The organism is Candidatus Hodgkinia cicadicola (assembly GCF_002774925.1).
In genome coordinates this window covers 1-13,664 of the sequence record NZ_CM008787.1, presented here as the reverse complement: position 1 = coordinate 13,664, position 13,664 = coordinate 1, and the positions used below count along the sequence as shown (strand labels likewise).

Annotated in this window: 6 protein-coding genes, 1 tRNA gene and 1 pseudogene; 3 read left to right on the top strand and 5 right to left on the bottom strand. The window is 24.5% G+C overall.

Translation table 4 applies throughout. The annotated features are described in order from the left end of the window. Positions 1-324 precede the first annotated feature (324 nt). Complete coding sequence (gene dnaE / locus MAGTDC_RS01245) at positions 325-3,330, top strand: DNA polymerase III subunit alpha (protein ID WP_146656703.1); 3,006 nt, start codon at positions 325-327, stop codon at positions 3,328-3,330. 1,784 nt (positions 3,331-5,114) lie between these two features. Here the strand turns inward: dnaE and MAGTDC_RS01240 are convergent. Next, complete coding sequence (locus MAGTDC_RS01240; RefSeq protein WP_146656704.1) at positions 5,115-5,432, bottom strand: phosphoribosyl-AMP cyclohydrolase; 318 nt, start codon at positions 5,430-5,432, stop codon at positions 5,115-5,117. Next, positions 5,425-5,760 (bottom strand): annotated as a pseudogene (locus MAGTDC_RS05845) (GTP cyclohydrolase I); the annotation flags it as partial. The pseudogene MAGTDC_RS05845 and the gene MAGTDC_RS01240, both read right to left, overlap by 8 nt. A 198-nt stretch (positions 5,761-5,958) precedes the next feature. On the opposite strand from MAGTDC_RS05845, the gene MAGTDC_RS01225 reads away from it, so the two are divergent. Further along, on the top strand, positions 5,959-7,461 hold the full coding sequence (locus MAGTDC_RS01225; RefSeq protein WP_146656700.1) for an electron-transfer flavoprotein:ubiquinone oxidoreductase: 1,503 nt from the start codon (positions 5,959-5,961) through the stop codon (positions 7,459-7,461). 471 nt (positions 7,462-7,932) lie between these two features. Here the strand turns inward: MAGTDC_RS01225 and MAGTDC_RS01220 are convergent, their stop codons facing one another. Next, positions 7,933-10,032: a class I tRNA ligase family protein gene (locus MAGTDC_RS01220; protein ID WP_146656699.1), complete on the bottom strand. Its 2,100-nt coding sequence runs from the start codon at positions 10,030-10,032 to the stop codon at positions 7,933-7,935. 56 nt (positions 10,033-10,088) lie between these two features. Next, on the bottom strand, positions 10,089-11,294 hold the full coding sequence (locus tag MAGTDC_RS01215; RefSeq protein WP_146656698.1) for an aminotransferase class V-fold PLP-dependent enzyme: 1,206 nt from the start codon (positions 11,292-11,294) through the stop codon (positions 10,089-10,091). A 781-nt stretch (positions 11,295-12,075) separates the two neighbouring features. Here MAGTDC_RS01215 and MAGTDC_RS01210 point away from each other — a divergent pair. Then, positions 12,076-12,147, top strand: a tRNA-Ile gene (locus MAGTDC_RS01210). An 84-nt stretch (positions 12,148-12,231) separates the two neighbouring features. Here MAGTDC_RS01210 and MAGTDC_RS01205 read toward each other — a convergent pair. Further along, entirely contained in the window at positions 12,232-12,612 is a 381-nt protein-coding gene (locus tag MAGTDC_RS01205; protein ID WP_146656697.1) for a phosphoadenosine phosphosulfate reductase domain-containing protein, read from the bottom strand. Positions 12,613-13,664: the final 1,052 nt, after the last annotated feature.

Below are 13,664 nucleotides of genomic sequence, written 5' to 3'. Positions count from 1 at the left end.
TAAAAAGAACATTGATTTTATGACCACTTTGTATTGCATGTAAGATATTTATTGTTATATTTTAACGTTAAAATAAACGCTTAATTTATCTTAGATTTAATTAAATAAATAAACAAAATATAACATAGTAATGTATTTTAATTAATAATATCTATATGTTAGTCATCAAATTTATGTAATCAAATTAGATTTATAGGTATAATTTCAACATATAGTTATTATTTTATTCAAAGAAGTATCGTTTTTTTTTACTAAATACTAATAACATCTTTATCCTAATTTAAAAAAACATAGATAAAAATATCACCGATATAAACTGGATTAATGATAAATTTTGTTAATTTAAAGGTTCATTCAATATATTCCATATTAGAAAGTACACTTAAAGTTGACCGTATAGCTGAACTTGCATTCGAAAAAAAACAAAAAGCTGTTTGTTTGACAGATAATAACTTACATGGATCGTTAGAATTTTGTTTAAAGTGTATAGAATTAGGTATAAAACCTATAATAGGCTGTAAATTAGCAATCAACCATAAACATACTTTATTTTCGTATGGTAAAAGAAAGAAATCAAATCTAATAATAACTGTTCTTATACAATCGGAATTAGGATATAAAAACTTATTAAAATTAATAAATCAATCTGATTGTAAACATAATTATCATGTTGTTAATTTAAAAGATATACACAGCCTTTCGAAAGGATTAATATGCCTAATGGGAGGATTTGGGAGTTTATCTTGAGACGTTTACAACACAATTGGGCCTAATAAAACCATTGATAGACTTAATGTTATAAAAAACATATTTGACAATAATTTATGTATTGAGTTAGAAAGAAATATATTTACCAATCCTGATTATGAAAAATTTATGATAGATTATGCTAAAACTAATGGACTTGTTGTTGCCGCAATAAATGAAACATACTTCGAATCACCAGAAGATATTGAAGTAATAGAAATTTTACAATCTATTTCAAAACAAAAACTAACACATATTTCCAAGAACAATTATTTCAATGATTATAAAAATATACTTACACGATTCCCTGATGTCATCGAAGCAGTTAAAAACACAACTACTATTAGTAATTTATGTAATTTCCATTTAGAAAAAAGAATAGTTCATCTACCATCAATCTTAAAGAATAAAAAAACAGAAAACAAAATATTATATCTTAAATCTATTGAAGCACTAGAATATATGTTCTATTCTGTTGGAAAAAAAAATAAAGAGATATATTATGACAGATTATTAAAAGAATTATCTATTATATTAGTAACAAGTTATTCTGGATATTTCTTAATAGTATCTGACTTCACATTATGGGCTAAATACAACAATATATATGTTGGTTCAGGTAGAGGATCGGCTTCTGGTTCATTAATAGCATACTGTTTGGGAATAACGGTTGTTGATCCAATGGTTCATGAACTTCTCTTTGAAAGATTTCTAAATGTCAACAGAATTAGTTTACCTGATATAGATGTGGATTTTTGTCATGAAGGTAGAGAAAAAATTATAAGATATATTCAGTTAAAATACGGAATTAGAAACATTGGTCAAATAATAACATTTGGTTCATTACAAGTTAAAGTAGCCATAAAAGATGTTGGTAGATACTTATCAATTTCCTATAATACATTAAATCTACTATGTAAATCACTACCAACATTCGATCATGAAACCAATTCTATTTTAGATGTACTATATAAAACAAAATTAATATCTTCACCTCTATTTGAAAAAGTAATGAACATTATCTTAAAACTTATTGGTTTGTATAGACAAATATCAACACATGCTGCAGGTTTAGTAATATACGATACACCATTGGTAAATGATACACCTATTGTTTGAAGCAAAGAAGATAGAGTTGGGGTTGTACAACATAGCATGAATTGAGTAGACAGTGCTGGATTACCAAAATTTGACTTGTTAGGTCTTAAAACACTTACTGCCATTGATGAAACTATAGAATATATTACTATTAATCGTATACATATAGATTTAGAATGTTATACCGATAATAAAACCTTTGAATTAATTTGTAATGGCACGGTATTGGGAACATTTCAATTAGAAAGTCAGGGAATGAAAGAACATATAAAACATATAAGACCTTCAAGTATTATAGATTTAACCGCACTAATAGCATTATATAGACCTGGACCAATCAAACATATCAAACTTTACTCAGATGCAAAATGAAAACGAACAAAACGAACTAGTCTACACAAAAGTATAGATTATATATTAGATGAAACATATGGAATAATAATATACCAAGAACAAGTGATGTTAATAGCACAGGAATTGGCGGGATACTCATTATCTGAAGCTGATGTCTTAAGGAGAGTAATGGCTAAGAAAGATAGGAAAGAAATGTCCGAACAAAGAACCAGATTTGTAAATGGTGTTGTTGCTAATAAAATAGATCATAATTTAGCACGTGAAATATTTGATACATTATTAAGATTTGCAGATTATGGTTTTAACAAATCACATGCAGTTGCTTATAGTTCATTAGCATATTTAACCTCATATTTAAAAGCTAATTTTCCATTAGAATTCTATGTTGCGAATATGAACACCGAAATAATGGATCTTGAAAGAGTATCTGCATTATATTATGATGCCATTGATATGGGAATTAAATTTTTATTACCAAGTGTTTGTTTGCCTGTTGACAAGTTTATTATCGGCAATAATTTAATATATTTTCCATTAAGTGTAATAAAAGGTTTAAATGATCAGATTATAGACAGTATTAACAAATCTATGAACAACAAAAAATTTAAAAATCTGCTTGACTTTTGTATCAGATCAGATGCCAAGATCATAACAAAAACAGTTTTAAAGAGTCTAATTTATTCAGGTGCACTTGATTGTTTCAATATCTCAAGAAAACAATTAGTATCATTAATAAATACCATAATAATATGTCTAACATCAAAACATGATCCTAACAACTTATTAGGTAATTATACCTCTAACAACAACGAAGAGATACCATTAGCACTTTTATATAAAGAATACTTAATGTTAAACTGTTATGTGTCTAAATGTTCGATAATTGAAATAGATGAAGGAAGTAAACCAAATTTAAAAGGATTATGTATCGTGGTTAGTCATAATAAAGATATAGCAACCGTTATTATAGGTAATAAAAGACTTAATGTTTTATTTAAATCAAAAAAGAGAATAGAACTAGGTAACGTTTACAGATACACCTTTGAAAAGATTGCCGGAAAATTATGTTGTATAAGTTTTGTTTTATTCAAGTTTAAAAGAAATAAATCATTAATATCAATAAAGTTATAATAAACTCTTTAATTATTAAAATCTTTATATTGTTATCTCTACTTGTTTCTTCATTTATTTTAATCCCTAGATCTATTTGATCTATATTTTATCTTATTCTCTAAAGAGTTAGCACTGCACCAACGTTTGTAATATTCAATATAATTTATTATAATATTCTAGGAAAATCATCTAATATATGTTAATATGTAGAATCAATTTCTGATGTTAATAATATTATTGTAATCAATATCTATTTAATAAAAAAATATACTTATCATATTTAATACTAATACAAACTCCTATACATTATGTACTTGTTTAAATTAAAAAACCAAACGATTGAACAAACAAGCAAATTTTTTGTTATTATTTGATCAGAAACCAATTACTTAGATAAATTTTATAAGCTTAATTCTATTAATAATTAAATGTTGTCAATCTGTTTCCATTATTTCTAACATTTTTATAATGACTATTAATGAGATGTTACATATTGGATATTAATTTAAAACAATGAATCCGTTTCATCGATTTTTTTATACTATCAAACATACATAAATATGCTAAACGTTTTGATAATATTTCTCTTATTAATGTTTAAGATGTTATTAATTTTATAAGCATTTCATTAATCTAATATTTAAATTTTTAACCACATTTATGATTTATGTTAATTATATTGGATCAATTTATTGGTGTTAATATTAAATCCAAACAAAATATATATATATATATCTTTCTTCGAAGTTTCAGCTACTAAAACAGTAAGAATTAATTTACTTATGTTATAAACAACGAGATTAATACTAGTATAGTTGTAATATCTAGTTATTAATCTAAGACATACTTATAAATATTTTAAAATCTACTGAATCTTCTAATAATTATTCTATCCAACCGTTATATTTTTGATATTATAGTTAAATCAAGTGTCCTTAATTACAATGACCTTATTTCGGATTATAATTTTTATATTCAATAAACAACAAAATTATTATTTAAAAACTACTTAACCGCATAATATTTCTATTTAAATTACTTATAAAAATCATGGATAAATGCTTATTTAAACTCTAATAACAGATTTCAATTAAATTTATATCTCCATCTCTTCCAATCTTATAAGCATTATGTCTAGATAACAATTGACTTCTCTATACATTATTTACTATTTTTAAAAAACAATGATCTAATAATATTTTTCCAACATAACTAATACTAATTTAAGTCGATATAGATTCATTTTTTGTTTAATTGTTTTATAGTTAACATTTTAATCTTGTTGTATATTTAAAATCTATTACTTCAAATGAGAAATTTCAAATCGACGTCCGTAAACAATTATATCTATAGTTTTTAATAAATTTATTTGCAACATTATTTTACTACCTGTTATTTGTTTATAAACTCTATTTTTTATGAACAATTATAAAACATATTAGCAATTAAGTTATATCTATCATATTATATCTATTAATTCTTTATGTTCATATCTTATAACGCTTATAATACATTTAACTAAACAATTCTAAATAAAATATGACAACAATTATGACATAAATCATGTCAATGTTTGAATTAACATCTAAATAACAAAGTTGTTATTGAGGTTTGTATGTATTAAGATCTCTAAATAAATTTTTGTTGAATCTGTTTTAATTTTTCGTAAGTTAATGATTTCTCGTTATAATATAGGTTCTTTTACTTATGTTATTAATTAAATAAAATACTAACAACAACAAAATGATGATTATTATAATGTAATATTAAAATAAATGTTGATATTATTCATAAATATATTATTACTTTAATAACTTATAAAAACAAGAAGGTCTTTCAGTATGACAGACAAGTCCAGTTTGTAATATTAATATGCTAAAAATAAGGCAATCCGAATTACAATCAGTATATATTTCTTGGATCAGATGTAAATTTCCACTTTCCCATCCCTTCAATCAAATAAATTGATCAGTACGGTTGTAATAATGACAAAATTTTGTTATTAGAGTCAATCTTAAACATAATTCATTTGTATAAGCAAACATAACTACTTCTTTTGAATAAAAATCAATCACAATAACCGGTATTAGATCTAAACCATTCAATTCTAAATTATTCATCTTTAACAACGGTTAACATTTTGTTCATCAACATAGGAGATATAACTGATAACCCCTCATTGACAATTATTCCACTTGTTGAACATATTGATTTAACACCTCTTGCCAACATACAAACATGTTTACAAGATAATTTTAACATTATTGCTTTTGGTCTGATAATATTTTTAATGTAAATAACAACTTGTTGTGCTAATCTCTCTTGGGTTTGAAGTCTAGTACTATAAAAACTCAAAATATTAATAAATTTAGATAATCCTAACACCATTGACGATGGACAATAAACAAGATTCGTTTGGCCAAAGAACGGCAACATGTGATGTTCACAATTTGAACTATATTCGAATTAATATAGTTAAAACTTTTATTAATGTTTTAGCAATTGTATTTTATATCCACAGTACATTTCTTTTAAGCTTTTAATAACTCTGATTGGAGGTGATCTTAACCCATTTCTATTTGAATCTTCACCAATATATTCAATTATTTTTGTTATTATAATGTTATTAATCATTTTATAAACTTTATGAAAGATATTATTGTGGTAGGAGCTGGACCTGGAGGTCTAACAGCGGCAATAGAACTAAAAAAACTCGAACCAAAAAATAATATAATAATTTTAGAAAAATCTTCAGAAGTTGGCGGTCATTTAGTATCTGGAGCAATTCTTCAAAGAAACGAATATTATGAGTATATATCTAAATATTCTCTAAAATATAACACAGTAATAACAAACGAAAATATTTGGAGATTAACAAAAAATAGTTATTATAATCTAACAAGATTTGTACCGGATGAATACAGAAATAAAAGAAATATTTTGATAGATATTGGAGAAGTTTGTAAAGCATTAGCTTTAGAAGCAACCAGAATTGGGGTTAAAATATGTACATGTTGTGCAGTAGATGGATTTTTAAATTATAAAGACTCAATAGTAGGTTTAACTTTAGCTGGTGGCAACAAAATCAAGAGTGATCATGTTATTGTGGCTGAAGGTGCTTGTGGAACTTTAACTGAAAAAATATTTAAACACTACAATATTAAAATCAACAAGAGATATGCACTTGGAATACGGGAAGAAAGAAGATATGAGATCAACAAACTAACAAGTAATAATGTAGGTTCAATATATCACACAATCGGATGACCATCAGATGACAATTCTAATGGTGGTTTTGTTTATTGCTATAAAGACAAGGTTGTAATTGGATATGTGACTTATTTAGATTATTCTAATTGTTATATAAATCCGTATAATGAATTCGAAAGGTTTAAATCACATCCAAAAATATCTGAGTTAATAAAGGGAACTGTTAAAACTAAATACAGCGCAAAAATAATAGCAATTAATGATATGCGCAACCCAACGGTTGCATGTTTTCATGGATGTTCTATAATAGGTTGTGCTTTTGGTTTATTAGATTCGATGAAATTAAAAGGATTACATAATGCTATAATATCTGGTAAAATGGTAGCAGAAAAATATATAACTACAACTACAAAAATGGTTACAAATATAATAGATTATTTAACTGATATTGATTTAATTAATAATCTTAAAATATCCAATCAAACAAGTACCATCTTCCAAAAATATGGGGCAGTGGTTGCTTTTATCTATAAAAAGATCAACAAAATTATACTTTCATGCTTATTAAACTTTAAATTTAAGAACAAATGATTCAATTACAACAAAAAACCACCAAGAGATTGAAATGTAAAGGATAACAGAGATGATTCTCTTATGTTTTCCGACATAAACTATGGACCTGATTCTCATATTAGTGTAATGGATGAAATGAAGCATAAAATATACGATTTGAAATTAAATAACAAAATGAGTAGCAGATTTTGTCCTGCTGGAGTTTTTAGATGGGAAAAACAGTTCAAACATTATGTTTTTAAAATAAACCATACAAATTGTTTACAATGTAAGGCATGTTTAGTTAAAACAGCAGAAAAAACAATAGATTGGAATGTATGTAAGAATGGAGATGGTCCTAATTTCATTACTGAAAATTATAAATAATTCTATACAATTATAATAAACTATTTAAAAATTATAATTATACCCATTAACTACAAATGTTAAAAATTACAACAAGTTAATTATATATAATTTTTTTTGCCATGATTATCTGTTAGAAACAACATAATTTTATATTTAATATATGCTAATTATCTAACAATTTTTTCATCAATATTTATTTATATCTAACTTAACTATCAATATACATCTACTCATATAAAAACCAAATAAATAATAAAACTATTATACCGTTATTAATTAAGATATTAAGCGGTTTATTTCTTATCAAACGGATGTTAAAATATCTTATTTATATCCACAATTTTTTTATACTAAGTGGTTAATCTATGTTATTTGTAATAAAATTTAAAATTATACTTTAATTGGCTAATTTTTTGTTACAACGTTGTTAGTAATTAGTGATTAATCTGTTAATTAGTTAATATAATGAATTATTGTTTTCTTTTAATCTTAATGTATTAGTATTAAAGTATTATTTCAAAGTGTAATTCCAGTATTACTTGTTATTCTTAATCTTTTAAAAAACAAAACATCAACAGGACTAACACGTTCCAATATATAACGAACCTGTTTAAACAACCTAGAACCATTACTAATAAATCTGGCACCGCTTAATTCAAACAAATATATTAATTTTAACAGCGAACCAAACATGAGATAGGTTTTTTTTGTATAAGTAAATAAATTATGTTTCGGTTTTCCACCAATTCAACATGAGAAAATAGATTTTATAACTAATTTAATCGAATCTCATTTTTGACAATTATGTATCGATATAAAATTATTAACATCATATTTTATTAACTTTGTTAATTCTGCTTGAAATTTATTAAACTCAAATGTATTAAAATACTTGATCATTTTTTTATGTTTACAATAAATACTAGATAAGATTCAATGACATATGTTAAAACCAATACATTTTTTTTCATTAGCGTTAATACGATTAAGATTTCATAACTTATTTAACATATTTTTACATAAGATAATCGAATTCAAACAAATTTTATTTCTTTTAGAATTAAGTTCGATACCGGAAAAATATAATACCAACGCCCCTAATCCATACGAATTAAACAATGAACTTGGACTTAGTACATTTCCTTTTGTCTTTGACATTTTGTCACCTTTCGAATCACAAATAATCGGATGAATCAAAATTCTTTCGAACGGAATTCTTTCCTTCATTAGTATATTCGAAATTAAAATCATTTTAGTCACTCAAAAAAATGTTATATCAATACCTGTGAATACTATACTTTTTCCATAACAGGTTCTAAGTTGGGTGGTCTTATGTGGTCAACCCAAACATGCCAAATATCAAAGAGCTGATGAAAATCAAGTGTCAAACACGGATATATCTTGAATAAATTTTGTTTTAGTTTTAACAAAAGGTAGGGCATATCACGCTATTGAATAATATTTTGCTTTTGTCGTTGAATCATTTATAACTACTTCACTACCTTGTCATAGCACTGGAAGTTTATGTCCTCATTCTATAAATCTTGAAATACATCATAATTTCAAATTTTGATCCAAACCATCCTTGAATAAATTTTTATATTCATTAATAAGATTTGTTTTCTTTAATAAGTTTAATTTTATATATCATTGATTACTTAAACATAATTTAACATTACTGTTCGTTTTTTTATTAAAATAGATATCTATTTCTTCGTTTTTATTATGATAACAAATCCCTATTCTAATATAAATTCACTTAATAAGTAGTAATTTTAAATCTTTATTAGAAATACATAACAAATTATAAGAGACTTCAACAACATCATCTATTATGTCTAAATTGTGTTCACAACCAACATTGACTAATATATCTGTATAATTCAGAGATATCGGATCAATTAAAACATTTGATTTAAATTTAATAAAACTAATATCATTTAAATTAATAATTATCTTTGAAATTTGCATTTTAACATCACTTCTTTCCAATGTTATGTAGTTATTTAATATTCACCTTCCATTTCATCTCAACTTAGTACCCAACAAAACATATTTAAAACCGAATCAACAACCTAATCCCTTTTTTTTACCTAATTCCATTTCAGATAATGTTGTTTGTAACCCACAGTCTCATCATAACAATTTCTTCTTTGAAATTACCATTCCTCTGTTCCAAAGTTTAACAAAAGCATAATTCACTGTAATATTAAATGGATTATCTAAAGTAAATCTCAATTTTGTTGATTTTAAAGTTCATATAAACCTCTTAATCTGAAAAATAATTTGTTTAGATATTCTTTGTTTTCAAATTCAAAAGTTCAAGGGATTAGTTTTATTATAACGATTAAGTAAAATACATTTAGTTGCCAAACCTGCATGATCGACTCCTATTAGACAGTTCATTTTATGTTTATTATCTCAAAATAAGAATACTCTTTGTATTACAATATTAAAAATATGTCCAATATGTAATTCCCCTGTTATATTTGGAGGTGGTGTCACTAAATCAAATCTTTTCTTGACTTGAATGATCTGATCTGTATCCAACGAATTAACATATGGTGAATATACTTGTTTTGTATACATTTTAATTACCTCAGCATTTATTTATAATTTATACATTGTTAGTTTTTTAATAAATTTTAACATAATATTTTTCTTGTTGTGTTTATATTAAGTATTTTAATACCATATATTAACATATCGGCATCCTTATAAGTATTATATAAACCAATTGATATTCTACAAACTGTACTTTTTCCAAGATATTCTATTAATGGAGTAGTACAGTGATATCCTGAACGGATACAAATCATAAATTTATTTAATAATTTATTAACTTCATATGACGGCATATTATCAATTGTAAACGAAATTAACCTGGAACTGGGTTGTCAATTACCTATTAAATTAATGCCTTTAATCGAAGATAATTTATATCATAAATACCTACATATATGTTTCTCATGAGTTGAACTTATTTTTGTTTTTCATCGAATAATTTCAGACAAACACGTTAATCCAAATGATGTTGGAGAACCAGATTCATGTTTATCTGGTATATTGTTTAAAAAACACTTAAACGGTTTTAATTTTATTTTATGTACACCTCCTCCACCTAAAATTAACGGGTTTAAATCGTTGAGAAAATTTTTCCTACCGAAACAAATTCCCATATTTGAAAACGAATATAATTTATGGGCAGACAACAAATAGGCATTACAGTTTATTGATTCGATGTTTACTTCAAAATGGGGGACAGATTGAGAACCATCTACTATAAATGTCATATTATCTCCTTTAAAATAAGAATATAACCTAATAGGTATCAAAATACCAATAACATTTGACATGTGATTAAACATTAGAAGTGAAATATTATTTTTTATATAATTCAAATATTGTCTAACGTTTGGAATAAAATCATGATCTAAACCAACAACATTCAATGTAAAAATATCTAATTTTCCATATATTGGAGCAATAACCGAATGATGGCTATCAATACATGTTAGAATAGTAGTTTTTTTTCTTATAAATCAATAGTTGTTATAAACTGCATTAATTATTTCTGTTACAGATTTATAAATAACACATTCATAATTTGTACATTTTAAAAAAACATGTTTAAGATAAGTTCTTGACTCATTCAAAATATTTGATAATAAAAAAGCAACGTAATATTGACTTCTACCAGGATTTGAACAAATATTATAATTTAAATATCTAAATACATTGAGTATAAATCATGGTTTCTGTGTTGTTGAAGCGTTGTCAAAATAAATTAATGGCTTATTAAAACAATATAATGCATTAAACTTTGTTCTAAGCCAGATTACACTGATCATTCATTATCTAACATTTATGAATTATTTAACATTCATGGAATTATACTAATAATTTTTCATTTGTTACTGCTAATAAATCACAACGAAGTAACAACATTTTTTTTGTAATCCTTTATTATTAAGAATGTGATGGTATTACATAAAGATTCCATTTACCATTGATTATATAAACTGGAATTTGATTAGCTTATAAAATTTATTATGTTGTTATATTAATTTTAAACCTGATTAAAAACAGCCATAACACTATTAAAAACGTATAATATTTTTTAAAAACAACAAATTTAATAATAACATTAATAGTATATCATATAAATTTAATTAACTATAATATTATTAGAAATTTAATCTATATAACAAGTAATTCATTTAATAGTCGATCTATTTATTAAGTATTATATTATAACATCTCATGACTGATTTAAATATAAATTAAGATTTAAATGCCAATTAATAGTATTGTTGGATAACAACATTTTAAATTAATTACAGAATAAAGATATTTACTTTTAAATTAACTAGCAGTATTAATTACTTTGTGTTAATTAAATGTTATTACACTAAATTATATATTAATTTTAATAGTAATAACTTTCAATTATTTTAGATTTACTAATAAAAATGAATTTATTACAAAATATTATAGGTATTAATATATGTGTATAACTTGTATTGGTTCTTTAATGTAATCATTTAATATATAAAATAAAATCCAACACCTAGCATTAGATTCTCTACGTTATATTAATAATTTATGTGTTTATAATTGATAAAATGTTTAAGGTTTGTAGTTTAATGGAAAAACATGTGCTTGATAAGTGCAAAATTGGCAGTTCGATACTGTTCAAGCCTATCATGGAATATAGCCAAGGCAGGTTAAGGCATCGGTTTTTGGTATCGATATCCCTGGTTCAACTCCAAGTATTCCAGGTTTTTATTAAATCTTATGTAAACCACACTCTAATCCAAGTTTTCTAAACGATTCTCATCATCATCGACCTGCTCTTGAACTTTCATTGGGATCGACGGCTCTCGTACATGGAGCACATCCGATTGATCTAAACCCAATATTTTGAAGAAAATTATATGAAACTTGAATACTTGATATACAGTTAATAATTTGATTGATATTTCACAACAAAATAGGACTCAATTTTATATTATTATATGTTGTATCTCATATAATTGTTTTGTTGATTCTTCTTAGTTCTGATTGTGCTACGCGAAGACCAGTAAACCAATTTTTATTTAATAATTTCTTTTCTAGACTAATAAGTTTTCTCGTATTACAACAAATATGTCTTGTATTAACACACATATATATGTTTGAATCGCTTAGCGATAATCTTAATAATCAACTTCATTTAGGCAATATAAATTTAGTACGTTGGCCATAAACTTCTAGTCTTTTATTTGACAAATCTAGAACTTCGCAAAATAACTTATTAGTATTTATTTTAAAACTTATCCAATTATTATTAATTTTATCTAAATGTCAACATATAAATAAATCTTCGATGCTTGAACTGTTTAACAAGGATTTACAACTGATAATTTTGGATATTTTTAATATTGAATAAAGATTAATTTTTCTTAGACTTTTACGGAAGAATTTATTACAATCCGTTTTAATTATTGGTTTAAATATCAATATCTTGGTCAAATTTTGGGATTAGTTTTTGTTTTCGAAATTAACCTAAATTGCTATATTGTTTTATTTCCTTACATAATTAGTCTATGAATTTTTATTTTATTTAGTTACTTTTTAAAATAATTTCACCGTAATCTGTAATAGTAGTTTTATAAAATATTTATATTCTTATATCGATCAAAAATTATAATAACCAAGGTCATTTCGATACTTAAGAAAAAAATACCATTAAAACCCATCAAAACACCTAGAAACATTTATCATCACTAATCTACCATGTTTATGGTTTTTTTTTTTTGATAATTTATATCTGATAATTTGTTAACAACACGAACCTATTGATTTCTTATTAGTTCTATTTAAATAAACAGATGTCATCTCGTTGTTTAGCTATTAAACCTTACGGACTGTTTGATATGTTTTAAAACACAAAGTTGTTAACATGAATTGTGTGTCAATAACGAAATATAAATATCATACCAACATTGTACTTATATTTGAATTAATTTTTTAATAATTTTAATAACAAATGTTATAATCTTTAATTTGTAGTGAATATTTATTACTGTTGAAATAAATGTTTCAATTCTATCAACATCAAACGTTGGTAACAAAACAACAAGCAGTTAATATTTCTCCATATTTATCCCACTACAACAGTTATATTTACTATCGATACCCTGTTTGTCGTTGTTTTCAATAAAGTCGGATTATTAACC